General features: G+C 63.1%; 12 protein-coding genes. 6 read left to right on the top strand and 6 right to left on the bottom strand.

Translation table 11 applies throughout. The features are described from left to right. Positions 1 to 151: 151 nt before the first annotated feature. Positions 152 to 3,208, bottom strand: a complete 3,057-nt coding sequence (locus AC0969_RS16605; RefSeq protein WP_479625287.1) for a response regulator — start codon at positions 3,206 to 3,208, stop codon at positions 152 to 154. 193 nt (positions 3,209 to 3,401) lie between these two features. After that, a complete protein-coding gene (gene mnmH / locus AC0969_RS16600) occupies positions 3,402 to 4,460 on the bottom strand; it encodes a tRNA 2-selenouridine(34) synthase MnmH (RefSeq protein ID WP_479625265.1) in 1,059 nt (352 codons plus the stop codon). A gap of 33 nt (positions 4,461 to 4,493) precedes the next feature. On the opposite strand from mnmH, the gene selD reads away from it, so the two are divergent. From selD to mobA, 3 genes are read left to right on the top strand one after another with little or no spacing between them, the layout of a single operon-like run. After that, entirely contained in the window at positions 4,494 to 5,549 is a 1,056-nt protein-coding gene (gene selD / locus AC0969_RS16595; RefSeq protein WP_479625264.1) for a selenide, water dikinase SelD, read from the top strand. A gap of 4 nt (positions 5,550 to 5,553) precedes the next feature. Then, positions 5,554 to 6,663, top strand: a complete 1,110-nt coding sequence (moaA, locus tag AC0969_RS16590; protein ID WP_479625263.1) for a GTP 3',8-cyclase MoaA — start codon at positions 5,554 to 5,556, stop codon at positions 6,661 to 6,663. Then, positions 6,656 to 7,261, top strand: a complete 606-nt coding sequence (mobA, locus tag AC0969_RS16585) for a molybdenum cofactor guanylyltransferase MobA (RefSeq protein ID WP_479625262.1) — start codon at positions 6,656 to 6,658, stop codon at positions 7,259 to 7,261. The genes moaA and mobA overlap by 8 nt, the downstream gene beginning before the upstream one ends. Here mobA and AC0969_RS16580 read toward each other — a convergent pair. The 4 genes from AC0969_RS16580 to AC0969_RS16565 all read right to left on the bottom strand — a co-directional run bounded on the left by AC0969_RS16580 (position 7,197) and on the right by AC0969_RS16565 (position 14,069). Then, positions 7,197 to 7,796: a DUF4276 family protein gene (locus tag AC0969_RS16580; RefSeq protein ID WP_479625261.1), complete on the bottom strand. Its 600-nt coding sequence runs from the start codon at positions 7,794 to 7,796 to the stop codon at positions 7,197 to 7,199. The genes mobA and AC0969_RS16580 overlap by 65 nt on opposite strands. Continuing rightward, complete coding sequence (locus AC0969_RS16575; RefSeq protein ID WP_479625260.1) at positions 7,793 to 8,986, bottom strand: AAA family ATPase; 1,194 nt, start codon at positions 8,984 to 8,986, stop codon at positions 7,793 to 7,795. The genes AC0969_RS16580 and AC0969_RS16575 overlap by 4 nt, the downstream gene beginning before the upstream one ends. A 248-nt stretch (positions 8,987 to 9,234) precedes the next feature. Further along, a complete protein-coding gene (locus AC0969_RS16570) occupies positions 9,235 to 11,517 on the bottom strand; it encodes a putative bifunctional diguanylate cyclase/phosphodiesterase (RefSeq protein WP_479625259.1) in 2,283 nt (760 codons plus the stop codon). Continuing rightward, complete coding sequence (locus AC0969_RS16565) at positions 11,514 to 14,069, bottom strand: hypothetical protein (protein ID WP_479625258.1); 2,556 nt, start codon at positions 14,067 to 14,069, stop codon at positions 11,514 to 11,516. The genes AC0969_RS16570 and AC0969_RS16565 overlap by 4 nt, the downstream gene beginning before the upstream one ends. A gap of 121 nt (positions 14,070 to 14,190) precedes the next feature. Between AC0969_RS16565 and AC0969_RS16560 the strand changes: the two genes are divergently transcribed. The 3 genes from AC0969_RS16560 to AC0969_RS16550 all read left to right on the top strand — a co-directional run bounded on the left by AC0969_RS16560 (position 14,191) and on the right by AC0969_RS16550 (position 17,052). Next, complete coding sequence (locus tag AC0969_RS16560) at positions 14,191 to 14,865, top strand: DUF1345 domain-containing protein (RefSeq protein ID WP_479625257.1); 675 nt, start codon at positions 14,191 to 14,193, stop codon at positions 14,863 to 14,865. 130 nt (positions 14,866 to 14,995) lie between these two features. Further along, a complete protein-coding gene (locus tag AC0969_RS16555) occupies positions 14,996 to 16,396 on the top strand; it encodes a polyhydroxyalkanoate depolymerase (protein WP_479625256.1) in 1,401 nt (466 codons plus the stop codon). Positions 16,397 to 16,398: 2 nt separating this feature from the next. Beyond that, positions 16,399 to 17,052, top strand: a complete 654-nt coding sequence (locus AC0969_RS16550; RefSeq protein WP_479625286.1) for an RnfABCDGE type electron transport complex subunit B — start codon at positions 16,399 to 16,401, stop codon at positions 17,050 to 17,052. The last annotated feature ends 16 nt before the right edge of the window (positions 17,053 to 17,068 follow it).

Here is a 17,068-nt window from a genome sequence, read left to right as displayed (position 1 = left end):
AGGGTACTCCAGAGAAATAGGTGGCCGATTGTAGGGGGCCAACGGGGCACAACCGCTCCGGGTAGCCCCCAAGACCATGCACAAAAAATAGTAACAAAAAGTGCCTCTAGCGCATATATAACATACGCAAGTAGCTATCATTTTTAATAAATCACCCCGCCTCGGGCAGGCGTACCCGGGCCAAGACTGCGCGGGCTTCTTCAAACGCAAAATGGGTGACGGCAGCCTCCAGCGCCCCGTAATCGGCCCCCAGCAGAGGGCGCAAGACCGGGCCGTACTGGGCCAGCAGGGCCAGCGCGTCGGCATCGTCATCCACCAGATACGCCGCGAGTTGCTCCAACACGGCCTGTAGCGCGGCGTGGTCCGGCGGCGCGGCAGCAAAGGGCTCGGTACGCCGGTCTGGCAGCGCTTGCTCCAGCACGCCAAGCAGTTGCAACAGCTGTTGCTCCACGTCCTGGAGCAACAGCGCCACGGTGGCATGCACGACCGGATCGCGTAGCGCAGTCTCCAGCGTCCCGGCGGCCTCTTGCAGTGGCGTGGCCCCGATATTTCCGGCCAAGCCTTTCAAGGTATGCGCCAAGCGCTCGGCGCTGGCCGTGTCGGCATCGGCCAGCGCCTGGCGCAGCCCCTGCCACGCGGACCACTGGGTAGCTTTGAATTTGCGCAGCATGCTGAGGTAGAGCGGCGTTTTACCGCCCATGCGGCGCAGGCCCACCACCATGTCCAGCCCGTCAATGGCCGCAGGCAGTACCTCGGCATTCACCCGGCCCGGCGCATCGGCCGACGCAAACACCGTGCGGGCCGCACGGGCTGGTAGCTGGCCCAGGCCTTCACGCGGCACGATCCACTGCACCAGCGCCTGCCACAGCGCCTCTGGCTCAATCGGTTTGGTGACAAAGCCGTTCATGCCAGCAGCCAGGCAGCGGTCGCGGTCGGCCTGCATGGCGTTGGCAGTCATGGCCACGATGGGCAGGTCGCTGTGCGCGGCATCGCTGCGGATGTGCTGGGTGGCGGTCACGCCGTCCATCACCGGCATTTGCATATCCATCAGCACGATGTCAAACCGCCGGGTGCGCACGCGGGCCACGGCCTCTTGGCCGTTCTCGGCCAGCTCAACCACAAAACCGGCATCCTCCAGCAGTTCGGTGGCGACCTGCTGGTTGAGTTCGTTGTCCTCCACCAGCAACACCCGCGCACCGCGCAGGGCCTGTAGCTGCTGGTAAGACTCGCCCGGAAAAGCCACCACATAGGGCATGGCCTGGAGCATGGCCTGGGAGACTGCACCGTCCTGGTTTCTACCGACCAGCCGCATCATGGTGTCCAACAGCATGGACGGGTTGACCGGTTTGAGCAGCACATCCTGCAAACCGGCGTTTTCGGCACCGCGCATCACGTCCTCCCGGCCATAGGCGGTGACCATGATTTGCTGCGGTGGCCGCGCCAACCCCAGGGCGCGGATATGTTTGGCGGCTTCCAGTCCGTCCATGCCCGGCATTTGCCAGTCCAACATCACCACATCAAAACCCTGCTCGGCGGCCGCCGCATCGCGCACCGCCGCCACCGCCATTGCGCCCGAATCCACCGCCACCACCTGGAAGCCCATGTTGTCGAGCATGCCCGCCAGCACGGTGGAGGCATGCGGGTTGTCATCCACCACCAGTACCCGCAAGTCCCGCACGTCGATGCTGGGCACCAGGCTGCGCCGCTGCTGTGCTCCGCAGCCCAGCCGGGCGGTGAACCAGAACACCGAACCCTGGCCGGACACGCTGTCCACCCCCACCTGGCCGCCCATCAACTCGGCCAGGCTTTTGCTGATGGCCAGCCCCAGCCCGGTGCCACCAAACTTGCGGGTGGTGGAGCTGTCGGCCTGGCTGAAGCTTTGGAACAGCCGGCTGATTTGCTCAGGGCTGAGGCCGATGCCGGTATCGCGCACGTCAAACCGCAGCACCACCTCGGCATCGGAGTCGAGCGCCAGCGTGTCCACCCGGCGCACGGCAACATGGATCTCGCCACTCTCGGTGAACTTGATGGCGTTGTTGGCGTAATTGATGAGGATCTGCCCCAGCCGCAACGGGTCGCCCAGCAAATGCGGCGGCACATTGGCCCCCACCTCGCAAATCAGCTCCAGCCCTTTGGCGCTGGCCTTTTCGGCAATCAGATTGACCACGTTTTGCAGGGCGGCATCCAGCTCGAAGGGAACGCGCTCGATCTCCAGCTTGCCTGCTTCGGCTTTGGAGAAATCCAGAATGTCGTTCAGGATGCCCAGCAGGTGCTGGCCTGAGCGTTCGATTTTGCTGATGTAGTCACGCTGGCGCAGCGACAACTCGGTGCGGCTGGCCAGGTGCGACAGGCCGATGATGGCGTTCATGGGCGTGCGGATTTCGTGGCTCATATTGGCCAGAAACATGCTTTTGGCTTCGGCCGCGTCTTCGGCCCGTGAGCGGGCCTGCGTCAATTCAGCCACCATTTGCACGAGCCGTTTTTGCATGGTGTCAACGGCCTTCAGCATGACCGATTTCTGCACCTCGGCGGGGTCTAGCGGCGTGTCGAGCTGGCCATCGGCAATGCGCAACACGGCATCGGACACCGTGTACGAATCCAGCAGCATGGCGCGCAAGCGCATCGCCACAAAAGCCACCACCCCGGTCTCGGCGCACACCATCAAGGCGTGCCCCCACACCGAACGCCCACCGAACAGGTTGCGCCCGTCGTTGAACACCACCAAACCCAACCCCAAAGGCTGCAACAGCAAAAACACAATGTGGTGCAGCAAAATAGCCGCCGTCGCCAGCACCAGGGGCCGCCAATCGCAATACACCACCAACGCGGCCAGCATCACAAATACGCTGAAATGCGCCTCCAGGTCGCCACCCGACTGCTGGATAAGCAGCCCGGCCAAGGCCATAAACCCCAGCGCCATCGACATACGGGACACTAGATGGGCCGGGTAGTAATAACTGACCCACCACGGCACCAGTACAGCTGGCAGGCCGACCAACAGCAACAGCCCCCAGGTATCGGTGTAGGCGGCAAAGCCTACGCACGCCAGCAAATGCACACCTGCCACGCCCAGCATCAGGCGGTGCGCATAGCGGTAATAGCTGAGTTCGCGTTCGGTGATAACCGTCATACGGAAGTGGCCGTGCACACCGACAGGCTGGCGGGTGTCACCGGGTTCAACCACCACATGGCTGTCACCGTAGAACACAGCCAAAGCAGCAAAACACCGCAGAGCAAGCGGCGCGACGGGTGAAACTGGCGACCAGACCCCCGGTTCTGTAACAGCAACATAGGCGATACCCCCCGCAACGTGGCTCCATCGAAGATGTTTCTTATGTTACAGATTTACCGACTTGCGCGGCGCTCACGCAAGTCGGTATGCGGGTATCTCCGCAGGAAAATCAGGCGCTAGCCAGCCCGGCCACCGCCTCGGCCAAGGCATCCACCCCGGCCTGGGTCAAATCGTCGGTTTCCAGCGTCTGGCGGGTCGCCCAGGCTTGGAAGTTGTGGCTTTGCGAACGGTTGTACAGCGGGTCGTAGTGCAGCGCCATCAGCTCTTCAAACAAGCCGTGCAGATTGCCCTCTAGCGCCCAAGCCTGCCAGCGGCCAATCACCTGGTGGCCGTGCAAGTCTTTCAGCAGGCCCAGCTTATCGGCCAGCGCCTGCGGGGAATCGCCCAAGTAGGCGTAGTCGCGCAGCAGGTAGTCCAGCCGGGCTTTGGGCGTGGCGCGAATCTCAATACACGGGCTGGCACGCAGGCGCAGCACCAGCGGCGTGGGCAGGGTCAGGCGGCCGATCTTGCGGCTCTCGCCCTCCACATACAGGGGGCGGCTGGGATCGAGTTTGTCCAGCTTTTCCAGCACATGGGCCAGGCCGGTTTCAAACCCGGTTTGCGAAGGCTGGGCCAGGCCGGGCACCGCACCCAGGATGGAACCCTTGTGGACCGCCAGCCCCTCCAGGTCCAGCACTTGGTGGCCTTGGGCGGCCAGCGCATGCAGCACGCTGGTTTTGGCGCTGCCGGTGGCCCCCACCAGTACCCGCAAGGGCAGCGTGGGGCACTGAGCTTCCAGTGCGTCAATCACAAAGCGCCGCCAGGTTTTGTAGCCACCTTGCAGTTGCTGTGCGTCCCAGCCCACCATGCGCATCCACGTCACCATCGAGCCGCTGCGCAACCCGCCGCGCCAGCAGTAGACCAACGGGGACCACTTGGCAGGTTTGTCGGCAAACTGTTCGCGCAGGTGCTTGGCCAGATTTTCGGCCACCATCGCACCGCCCACCCGGCGGGCCTCGAAAGCGCCCTGCTGCTTGTACAGCGTGCCCACGATCACGCGCTGCGCGTCGTCCAGCACCGGGCAGTTGATGGCCCCGGGGATGTGGTCGAGGGCGTACTCGGCGGGCGAGCGCGCGTCGATCAGCGTGTGGAAGGCGTGGCGGTCCTTGACCGTAGTAGGGGCTCTCACGGAAAAACCTCGGCTGGCACAATCGAACCACTTATGACCACGATTTCAGAACCCATTGCATTGACCCAGTTTTCGCACGGTGGCGGCTGCGGGTGCAAGATTGCCCCCGGCTTGTTGGCTGAGATTTTGGCACGCGCACCCCAAGGCCTGGTGCCACCCGAACTGCTGGTAGGCACCGAGACCAGCGACGATGCCGCCGTGTACCGCCTCAACGCGACCCAGGCACTGGTAGCCACCACAGACTTCTTCACCCCCATCGTGGACGATGCTTTTGATTTTGGCCGCATCGCCGCCACCAATGCCCTGAGCGACATCTACGCGATGGGCGGCACACCCATCATGGCGCTGGCGCTGGTGGGCATGCCCATCGCCAAGCTGCCGCCCGAAGTGATTGGCCAGGTGCTGGCAGGTGGCGCTGCCGTCTGCCGCGAGGCGGGTATTCCGATTGCAGGCGGCCATTCCATCGACGTGCTGGAACCCATCTACGGCCTGGTCGGCCTGGGTCTGGTACACCCCGACAAAGTGCGCCGCAACGCCGATGCGCGGCCGGGCGACGTGCTGGTGCTGGGCAAGCCGCTGGGCGTAGGCATTTTGTCGGCAGCGCTGAAAAAAGGCCTGCTGGACGCGGCGGGCTATGCCGAGATGCTGCACCACACCACCCAGCTGAACAAGGTTGGCATTGCGCTGGCGCAAATTGACGGCCTGCACGCCATGACCGACGTAACTGGCTTCGGCCTGGCCGGGCACTTACTGGAGATGTGCCGGGGCTCCGGCCTGTCGGCCCAGGTGGATACCAACGCCCTACCCCTGATCCCCAGCGCCGTAGCCTTTGCCCAGCAAGGCATTGCCACCGGTGCCTCGGCCCGCAACTGGGAAGGCTATGGCGGCCAGGTGCAATGGACCGGTGCCGACTGGCTCAAAGCCCTCATCACCGACCCGCAAACCAGCGGTGGCCTGCTGGTCAGTTGCAGCCCAGACGTAGCGCCCGCCGTGCTGGCCGCCTTCCATGAAGCCGGTTTTGCGCAGGCCGCGCAGATCGGCGCTATGCAGACCCCGCCCCCCGGCCAGCCCGTGGCGCTGACGTTCTAAAGCCATGCTGCGCCGCGTCATCCCACTGCTGGACCAGCGCAATCAAGCCACGCAGGCGCTGCGCTCGGCCACGCCGGTGGATGGCCCGCTGCTGGACACCTTGCACCGCCCGCTGCACGACCTGCGCATCAGCGTCACCGACCGCTGCAACTTCCGTTGCAGCTACTGCATGCCCAAGGCGGTGTTCGACAAAAACTACCCCTACCTGCCGCAGAGCGCACTGCTCAGTTTCGAGGAAATCACCCGCGTGGCCCGCGTCGCCGTAGCCCAGGGTGTGCGCAAAATCCGCCTCACCGGTGGCGAGCCGCTGCTGCGCAAAAACATCGAGGTCTTGATCGCCCAGCTAGCCGCCCTGCGCACACCGGATGGCCAACCGCTGGACCTGACCCTGACCACCAACGGCGCGCTGCTGGCCCGCAAAGCCCAGGCCCTGAAAGACGCAGGCCTGCAGCGCCTGACCGTCAGCCTGGACGGACTTGACGATGCCATCTTCCGCAAGATGAACGACGTGGACTTCCCGGTGCGCGACGTGCTGGACGGGCTAGAGGCCGCGCACAGGGCCGGGCTGGCCCACATCAAGGTCAACATGGTGGTGCAGCGCGGCACCAACGAGCATGAAATCCTGCCGATGGCCCGGCACTTCAAGGGCACGGGCAGCACCCTGCGCTTCATCGAATACATGGATGTAGGTGCCACCAACGGCTGGCGTATGGACCAGGTGGTGCCCTCTTCTGAGGTCATCCAGACCCTGCAAACCCAGTGGCCGCTGCGCCCACTGGCCCCCACCGCGCCGGGTGAAACCGCCCAGCGCTGGGCCTATGCCGACGGCAGCGGCGAGGTGGGCGTAATCAGCAGCGTGACCCAGGCCTTCTGCGCCGACTGCAGCCGCGCCCGCCTGTCCACCGACGGCAAGCTGTACCTGTGCCTGTTCGCCGCCCAAGGCCACGACCTGCGCGATCTGCTGCGCGGCAACGCGACCGACGACCACCTGGCCGCCGCCGTCCAAGGTATTTGGCAAGGCCGCAGCGACCGCTATTCCGCCCTGCGCGCCGCCCTGCCCGCTGACACCGGCCAGGGCGCACGGCGGGTGGAAATGAGCTACATCGGTGGTTGAGCTCCCGCACATCACCGGCCTGGTTTTGGCCGGAGGCCGGGCCACACGCATGGGCGGGGTGGACAAGGGCATGCAAGACTTCCACGGCCAGCCGCTGGCGCAGTACGCACTGGAACGGCTGCGGCCACAGGTCGATGGCCTGATGCTGAGCGCCAACCGCCATCTAGCCGACTACGCCGCGTTGGGCGTGCCGGTCTGGCCGGATGCCGATGTGGAGTTTGCCGGGCCGCTGGCAGGCATGCTGGCCGGACTGGCCCACTGCACCACGCCCTATCTGGCCACTGTGCCCTGCGATGCACCGCTGTTTCCGCTGGATCTGGTAGCGTGCTTAGCCGCTGTGCAAGCCGACATCGTGGTGGCCACTGCACCCGACGAGAGTGGCGTGCAGCGCCTGCAACCCGTTTTCTGCCTGCTGCGCACCGACTTGCGGGATAGTCTGGCGGCATTCTTGGCAGCAGGCGGCCGCAAGGTGGGCCAGTGGATGGCGCAGCACCACTGCGTGCGCGTGCCGTTTGGCGATGCGCAAGCGTTTTTCAATGCGAATACATTGGTGGAGCTGGACCAGTTGCAGCGGCAATCTGCTGGATCGAGCGCATAAACGCCCCAAAGCTCGGAGACTTATTACGAGCGGGATCCAAATGGGGGCCAATACGCCGAGCGCCATCGCGCTTTTGGTACTGCGCAATATGTTTCTTCAGCTCAGCCGAAGGGCTGCCCAGCACGTCCGGATGCCGGTACATGGCTTTAGCACCCAATTTGGCTAAAGCCGGGATCTCAAACGCCAAAGCAACGGCCATCCAATCGCCGACAAAAAAAGTTTCCAGCTCCTTGCAAGCAATGCGCACCACGGCATGGGGATGGCCCGCCGATGCACATAGCTGTTGCAGTCCATTTTTAATGGCAACACAGTCCCCACTGTCCTGATCGCGCAGTACAACAAAGCAGGTATTGGCTTGGCGCCATCCCCGTATGCGCAATGCCAAGCGTTTTTCCATGTCTTGTTTGCCTTGGAATACCTGGTAGTGCACATGGATGTGCGCTGGCAAAAACGCAGGCAAGAAAGCTTTCAAAAAGTCTTGCTCGGACGGCCCCTCCAAAAAAAACACCAGATGCGCAATACCGGGCGCGGTCAAGGATGGACCCCGGCAAACAACCCGCTATTCCAGAGGTAACCCAACTGATCACCCTCATCTACATAAGCCTTGAGTTGTGCATCGTCCTTCGCCCGATGGACGCCGGTGTAGCCCTCTTTTTTGACCAACAAAAACACTTCATCCAAATGCACTGCATTTAGAAAGTCAGGCGAATGGGTAGTTACAAACACTTGCCCTCCACGCTCGGCATAGCTGCGAAATTCCTCCGCCAAATCCCATAGAAGCGACGGGTAAAGCTGGTTCTCAGGCTCCTCCACGCACAGCAAAGGATGCGGCGACGGATCAAACAACAGCACCAAATAGGCCAGCATCTTGATGGTTCCATCGGATACGTAACGGGCTAAAAACGGGTCTTCAAAGGCGCCGTCCTGGAACTTCAATAGCACCCGCCCTTCCTCCGTCGTCTTCGCCTCCACCTTGCTGATACCAGGTACGCACGCTCGCAGCCTATCTAATACTCGCTGAAAAACAGCAGGGTGGTTCTTGTACAAATACTCCACCACCAAAGACAGGTTTTCACCTTCACGCGACAAGTGCTCGGCATAACCTGCATCCGCCTCGGGCCGTGCACGGCTGATGTGAAAGTCCGACAGATGCCAGTTCTCAATCAAATTACCCAGTGCTACCACCGCCGGAAAGCGCTCAAACTGCGCCAAGCCCTTAATCGCCAAAATATCTGGGCTCTTGAGCGTTTGTTGTTCGCGTTTGAGCTGACTCTCGTCGGTCACCGTATCCAACTCATTGGTGACGGCTTCGCCCACACCGTTTGAGAACTCCAAGAAATGCCAAGGCTTGCCGTGGCTCCCCCTGCGATAACGCAAAATTTCTAGCCCGACAACCGGACGGCCTTTGTGTTCGTCAATATGCAGTTCGTAGGTGATGAGCTGGCTGCGCCCGATAGGAGATGTGGTGCGCAACTTTAATTCGATTTCAATCGGCCCACTGGAGCCCCGGCTGCGCACCTCCTCAAATCCTCGGCTACCGCCCAACCGGCCCAGCGCAGCCGTCACATTGGTGGCCATTGCATCGCGCAAAAAGGCAAACACCGAAAACAGCGTGCTCTTGCCGCTGCCATTGGCCCCCACCAGCACGCAAAAACGCGGTATGTCGCGCAGGTTGACATCTTGAAAAGCGCGAAAATTCTTGAGCCGAATCGCTTCAATTTGCATGGTTTATTTCTCTAATGGCGGGAGCCGTATCACCTTGCGCAAGCCGCCCCCCGCTCGTCCACAATTGTTATCACCGCTGTGGTGTTGACCACCGGGTTCGCTGTATTCACTGAACCTAAGCCGCTGGCACTGTACCCCAATGAAGACAGAACTCCTGCCAGGCTGCCATCGACTAGATAATTCAGCATCTAATTGACCGATAGCGCATACTCCACCGGCGCAATAAGCTATATAAAATATAGCACTCGTTAGATCTCCACTACCCGCCCCTCCAGCCAAGCCAACACCTCCACCAACGGCATGGGCCGGGCGTGCCAGTAGCCTTGCATGAAGTGGCAACCCAGGGCCAGCAGGCGGTCGCGCTGGGCTTCGGTCTCGATCCCTTCGGCAATCACGTCCATGCCCAGCTCAGCCCCCAGCGCCAGAATGATTTTGGCAATCCGCACATCGCCAAAGCCTACTTGGATAACAAACGAGCGGTCCAGTTTGAGGGTGGAAAACGGCAGCGTCTGCAGCCGGTGCAGCGACGAGTAGCCGGTGCCAAAATCGTCCAGATGCAGGTGAAACCCCGCTTGCGCCAGGTTGGCCATGTGCAGGCTGGCCAGCTCCACATCTTTGGCCACGGCCGATTCGGTCAGCTCGAAATGCACGCAGGCCCGGGGCACGCCGTGGCTATCCACCAGGGCGCACATCTCATGGACCAGCGTGGTGCTCATCAGCTGCTTGGCCGACAGGTTGATGTTGACGATCTGCTGCGGGTTCAACGCCAGCAGCGCCGGCATGGCGGCCACCACTTTGCGGGCGATGGACATGCCCAGCGCCATGATCAGGCCCGACTCTTCGGCCACCGGGATGAACTTGCCGGGCGGGCAAAAACCGCCGCCCTCCAACGGCCAGCGGGCCAGGGCTTCTAGCATCGGGGCCGCGCCGGTGCGGGCATCGACGATGGGCTGGAACCACACCTCCAGCCGGTCCAGCCGCAGGCATTCGCGCAGTTTTTGCTCCAGCAGCATGCGCTCTTGCACATTGCCCAGCATGGCATCGGTGTAGAAGCTGCAACGGCCTTTGCCGGCCTGTTTGGCGTCGTACATGGCCAGGTCGGCGTTGCGGATCAGGCTGTCTTTATCGGCCTGGCCGCAGGCGTAGCTGACACCGATGGAGCAGCTCACGGTGAGGCTGGAGCCCTGGTAGACACGGGTCTGGGCAATCGCCTCCTGCACCCGCTCGGCAAAGTGGCGCACCCCCAGCTCGTCCGACTGGGCCACATACAGCAGCGCAAATTCATCGCCGCCCAGGCGTACCACCACATCGCTGCCGCACACCAGTTGCTCCAGCGAGCGGGCGATGGAGATCAGCAAAAAGTCGCCTGCATCGTGGCCCAGAGAATCGTTGATGAGTTTGAAGTCGTCCAGGTCCACCAGCAGTACGGCCAGGATCAGTCCGGGCTGGCGGTGCTGTTGGGCCAGCAAATGGTCGAGCTGTTCGTACAGCAGGCGGCGGTTGCCCAGTTCGGTCAGTGCGTCGGTGCGCACATCCCGCTCCAGCCCCATGCGGGCCGCGCCCAAGGCCAACACCATCGTGTTGAGCGACAGGGCCAGGTCGTCGAGTTCGTCGTTGCCGCGCACCGGCCAGGGCTGTAGCAGGGCGGCATCGGTGGTGCGCTGGCTGCGTGCCAGCTGGGCAAACTGGCCCAGCCGCTTGAGCACCAGCCGGTCTAGCAGCACCACCACGGCCAGCACGCCCAGCACCACCAAAATCAGCGCGTTGGCCAGCAGCAGGCCTTGCCAAGTGTTTTTTTGTCCATTGAAGCCCAAAGAGGTGTCAACCACCAAATGCATCGGACTTGCACCGCTGGCATCCGTCAATACAGTCGGGTGGGTCGTATTCCGTGCCGCCCCGGTCGGACCTTGAAGATGGAACTGTGCCCCGGTCAGCCGCTCCAACTGGGTCAAGCGTTGCGCATGCCACACCCGCCCCATCACCATCCAGCCCACCGTAGGGGTGGTGCCCACCCGCAAACGCACTGGACTAAACACCAGCAACACCGGCAGGTCATCCACCGACCGCTTGAAATCGCCACCCAACTCCCGTACAGCCGGAGCCAGGGCCAGCAGGGCTGTCGCCGCCGCCAGCACGGCAGCATCATCCGCCCGCAGTGGTACCACCTGCCCGCTGCGCACGTCCACACTGGAGTGGAGCTGCCCATCCAAGGTCAAAAACGCCACGTAGTCCACATCGATATTGCGCAGCGAGTCCACCGTATAGCTCTGCGCCAAATAGACCGGATTGGCATGCTGTAGATGCTGGGCGGTGTCATCCCAGATGCCATAGTCCCGTACCGTGCGCACCAGTGCGGCCACCTCTTGGCGTAAACCCAGCGCAACCCGCAAAAACTGCTCTTGCCCGGCCCGCTGCTCGTACGTAGCCATACTGCGATCCAACAAGGCCGAGCTGGCCACAAAGCTGGCCGCACCCACCACGCACAGCAGCAGGGTGAGCACACCGAGGATGCGCAGGCGCAGGCTGCTCATACCCGCGTGGAGCGGCTGGGCAAGGGAGGCCTAGCAGCAGTGGTTTGGCGCACCGTCAAGCCCAGCAGCAGCACCAGATAAAACACAAACGCGAGGCGCGGCACATCGACCAGACTGTCAAACAGGCCCACCAGCACAAAGCCGACCAGGCCGCCACCTATGCCCGGTGCCAGGGGGTGGTCTTTGGCGGAGCCCACAGACACCCGCCACAGGGCGGCCAGCAACATGGCCGAGAACAGTAGCAAGCCCACAGCGCCCTGGTCAAACAGCACGTTCATGAACAGATTTTTGATGTGCCACGGCATATGGTTGCGGTCACTGGAGAAAAACCAGCGTTGCAGGTCCTCTGTGAAGTCGCCGTTGTCCAGCAGCTCACGGCCGTCAGGGCCCGTCAGTTGGAGGTTGTCCACGTCCAGCAGTCCCAAAGGGGTGCCGGTGGCAATCGAAAAAACCACCAGCCGAGGCGCAACCCCGCCGCTGCCGGCCAATGGCTTGCCCGCCAAAGGAATCCGCAGCGTTTGCCAAACACCCGGCATGGGCTTGACAGCGGCCCCGCCGATAAAGCAAGTGCCGTTGTAGAGCAAATGCTTTTCACACACCTCCAGGTGCAGGCTGATGGCCGATGCCGTGCGCACCCGCAAGCCCACCGTGACCGGGCCTTCTGGCGCACGCATGCGTTGCGAGACGCGCAGAATTTCACCCCAGCCCATGTATTTTTGCTGGCCACCGCCCAGCACCAGATAGTTGTTTCCGTTCTCATTTTTCAGCCGGTAGTCGCCCGGATGTTCGGTCCCGGCGCCGGTCAGGTAGTAGCTGGCCGGGTAGCGGCCCATGCCCTTGCCCAGCACCGGGTCTAGCGGGGCGGTGAGCATGTTCCAGCCTTGCTCCCAGTGGGTCACACGGTTGGCCAGGTCATTGTGGGTGGTGGAGAAGCGTTCGCCCATATACGCGCCGCCGCCAAAAACACCCACAATGCCCCCCGCCACCACCATGCCCGCCCAGGTCGTGGCATGCCAGCGGGTACTGGCGGGCCACAAAGCTTTGGGAGTAGCCCCCGACACCACTGCCAGCAACAGAAAACCCGCAGCGACCAACAGCATCGCCTCGCCGCCCCGCGCATAGCCCCAGTGCGCAGCCACCTGCCATGTCGCCACCAGCACCGCCAAGTAAGCAGCCATCGCCAGCTGCGCTGCCAGGCCCACGCGGACCCGCTGGCCCGGCACCGCCACGGCGGTTTTGCGGCTGGCAAACAGCAAGCCCAGCGCCAACAGCAGGCAGATACCGTAGCCCAGGTACGAGCCCTTGGAACCCAGCATCGTCCCTGCCCATACCGCCAGACTGAGCAGCACACCGGCAAACAACGCGACGCTCCAGTCACCCACCTTGAAACGGCGCAGCACACCGGCCAGCGGCATCAGCACCGCCGCAGCCCCCAGCAAGGCCAGCAGCCCTCGGTATCCGCTAGACGGAAAAACCCACAAAATCGCGGCAGCAAACAAAACCACCAGCACCGCCCCCGCACCCAGACTCAGCGGAGCTGCGCCCCCTATGGCGGTAGTTGTGGTGGTGGTGGCACTGCGGCGTGCGTTCAGCACGCACAAGGCCACTGTCACGGCCAAGCCCACGGGCACCGCCAGATACACCCCGCGTGAAAACGTCGTCAAACTGGCATAGGCCGCCAAAGCCAGGCACGCCACCACGGCTCCCCAGCGGCGGGTGGAGTGCGCCACGAACAGCTCGCGCAGCACAAACGGCAACAGCAGGGCCAAAAACCCGTCCAGCGCCGCGCCCCCCACGTGCATCTCCCAAAACAGCGCCGTGGTGCGGTAATCGGTAGAAAAGTTGAACAGGCCCACAAAGGCCATCCGCTCCCACACCGCAGCCAAAGATGCAGCCGCCAGCCCCAGCATCAGGCCAACCGCCAGCCAGGTCGATGCCTGCGTGCCCCGGCGCACCACCGCAGCCCGCCACAGCGGTATCACCAGCAGGGCAAGAAAAAAGCTTTTGGCCAGGCGCACGCTGTTCATCGGCTCGTGGTAGCCCTGGTACCAGCCAAAACTGAAGCCCCCCGCATCGGCCACTCCACGCCACAGGGCCACCAACGTAGAGGCCGCAAACAGCACGGCCAGCAGCCATGCGCCCGCCGAACTGCGCGGTTGGCGGGCCACCGGCACAGCACCGGCCGGGGGCCAGGCCAAGCGCGCATAGCCTCCCACCGCCGCCGCCAGCACCAGCAGATCCAGTTCTTCAAAAGTGATCCAGCCGGTCCACGGCGCAAAACCAATCAGCGGCAGCAGCAGCGGCACGGCAACCAACCAGCTGTCGGGCCAGACAAAAAAAGCCACGCAGCAGGCCACAAACACCAGGCCCACGGCCCAGGGAGCCACCGGGTAATGCCCCACCAGAAACAAGCCCAGCGCCGCAAACAGCAGAGCCCACAGTACCGCCGACCAGCGCCGCCGCGCCCCATGCGGCCTGGAACGCGAGGCTCGGCCCGACTGGCCGGGTTGCGCGGCGCTGTCGGCGAATTTCACGCTGTTATTGCTGTCCATACTGGTGTGCCGCCTGGTTAACTGGGTGGAACGATAGTAGCGCAGCTACCGGTGTTTTCGTCTGGATAAACGCCCCCGTCAAGCCAAGCCAGGGCGGTATGGAGCCCCTAAAATCGTACCCATGCATGCCCCCCGCCGCTCCGCGCTTCTGCGCCATATCCGCATCCGGCCCCGCCTGTTTGCCGCCGGAATGGTGGGCGTGCTGGCCACGCTGGGGCTAGCGGAAGTGCCGGACCTGCTCACCGTGACGCGGCTGGTCATTGGCTGGAACGTGTTTGCCTGCCTGTACCTGCTGCTGGCCGCGCGCATGATGCTGCGGGCCGACGTTGACACCATCCGCAAGCGCGCCCAACAGCAAGACGAAGGGCGGCTGACCATTTTGGCCCTGGTGGTGCTGGCCGCGCTGGCCACGCTGGGGGCCATCGTGGCCGAACTGGCGGTGGCCAAGGATCTGCACGGCAGCCTGCGCTACGCTCACATTGGCCTCACCAGCCTGACCATCGCCACCTCGTGGGCGTTTACCCATGTGATGTTTGCCCTGCACTACGCCCACGACTTTTACGCCAACCGCGCCCGCAAGCAGCCAGACGGCCTGGCGTTTCCGGGCACCGACACGCCCGACTACGGCGACTTTATGTACTTTGCCTGCATCATCGGCACCTCGGGCCAGACGGCCGACGTGGGCTTTACCAGCTCGGCCATGCGCCGCACCGGGCTGCTGCACTGCGTGCTGGCCTTCGTTTTCAACACCACGCTGCTGGCGTTGACGATCAACATCGCATCCGGCTTGCTTTAAGAATTCTGAGTCCCATCGCACCTAAAACAGGCATGAGGGTGCGCCATATTGGTGTTATCACTCCAATAAATCGCCCTCTTCCACTGCTATATTGCACTGCAACATTTCTTTCCCCCACGTTTAGGTCGCCATGCTCTACCAAATCTACGAAACCCAACGCGCATTGATGGAGCCGTTTGCTGATTTTGCGCAAGCCGCTTCCAAGCTCTACAGCAACCCGCTGTCGCCGCTGGGCAAAAATGCCATGTCACAACGCGTGTCGGCGGGCTACGACCTGCTATACCGCCTAGGCAAAGACTACGAAAAGCCCGCTTTTGGCTTGCAAACCATCGACGTAGACGGCACCCAGGTGGCGGTCCATGAACGGGTGGAAATCGACAAGCCGTTTTGCGAACTGCGCCGTTTCAAGCGCTTCACCGACGACATCCACACCCTGACCCAGCTCAAGGGCCAGCCCGCCGTGCTGATCGTGGCCCCGCTGTCCGGCCACTACGCCACGCTGCTGCGCGACACCGTCAAAACCATGCTGAAAGACCACAAGGTCTACATCACCGACTGGAAAAACGCCCGCCTGGTGCCGCTGAGCGAAGGTGAATTCCACCTCGACGACTACGTCAACTACGTGCAGGAGTTCATCCGCCACCTGCAAGGCATTTACGGCAACTGCCACGTAATGAGCGTCTGCCAGCCCACCGTGCCGGTGCTGGCTGCCGTGTCGCTGATGGCCTCGCGCGGCGAACTCACCCCGTTGACCATGACCATGATGGGCGGCCCCATCGACGCCCGCAAATCGCCCACCGCCGTGAACAACCTGGCCATGAACAAGGGCTACGAGTGGTTTGAAAACAATGTGATCTACAAAGTACCCGCCAGCTTCCCCGGCGCGGGCCGCAAGGTCTACCCTGGCTTTTTGCAGCACTCCGGGTTTGTGGCCATGAACCCCCAGCACCATGCCAAAAGCCACTTCGACTACTTCAAAGACCTGGTCAAGGGCGACGACCTGAGCGCAGAAGTACACCGCAAGTTCTACGACGAATACAACGCCGTACTGGACATGGATGCGCACTACTACCTGGAAACCATCGCCATCGTGTTCCAAAACTTCAATCTGGTGCACGGCACCTGGAGCGTGCGTGGCGTGGACGGCACGCTGGAGTTGGTCAAGCCGCAAGACATCACCACCACCGCACTGCTGACGGTAGAGGGCGAGCTGGACGACATCTCCGGCTCTGGCCAGACCCGTGCCGCACACGACCTGTGCAGCAGCATCCCCGCCAACCAGCAGCACCACATGGAAGCCGAAGGCGCAGGCCACTACGGCATCTTCAGTGGCCGCCGCTGGCGCGATGTGGTGTACCCCGAGGTCAAGGCCTTCATCAAGGCGCACAACACCGGCACCGTGACGGTAGCCGATAGCAAACCTGCCGCCGTAGTGCCCGTGCCGGCCGTGACGATGGCCGAAGCCGTGGCAACCGCCCCGCACGCCTCGGCCAAGCTGCCGGTAAAGAAAACCGCCAAGCGTAAGGTCTGATCCTGTTACCAGCACCCACCGCATCCGGGCTGGCCGAACGCATCAACGCCGCCCTGCCACAAACCCAGTGCACGCGCTGCGGCTACCCGGACTGCGCGGCCTACGCCTTGGCGATTGCGCAAGGCGCGGCCCCCATCAACCAATGCCCCCCCGGCGGGGCCGAGGGCATTGCCCGGCTGGCAGCCCTGACCGGCCAGCCTGCACTGCCGTTGAACCCCGCCTTTGGCGAGGAAGCCGTGCGCACCGTGGCGGTGATCGACGAGGCGTGGTGTATAGGCTGCACCCTGTGCATTGCAGCCTGCCCCACCGACGCGATATTTGGCAGCAACAAACGCATGCACAGCGTGATCCCCGCGCACTGCACCGGCTGCGAACTCTGCCTGCCCGCCTGCCCGGTGGACTGCATCCAGATGCTGAATGCCAGCGGCAGCCACACCGGCTGGAACGCATGGTCCGACGCTGAGGCCGAGCACGCTCGCACCCGCTACGCTAACCATAGCGACAGACTCAATACAGATAAGCGGCAGAGCCCTAAAAACCCCGAAGAATTAGCGCCCCCCGCAGCCGTGGATACGCCCGCCATCGACCCCAAAAAAGCCGCCATCGCCGCAGCCCTGGCCCGAGCCCGCGCCCAGCGCGCCACGCCAGTCCCCTGAACACAAACAGGCACCA

It is taken from the genome of Rhodoferax sp. LB1P47 (assembly GCF_056521445.1).
The sequence above is the reverse complement of the archived record's forward strand: the minus strand, read 5'-3'. Positions and strand labels throughout refer to the sequence as shown.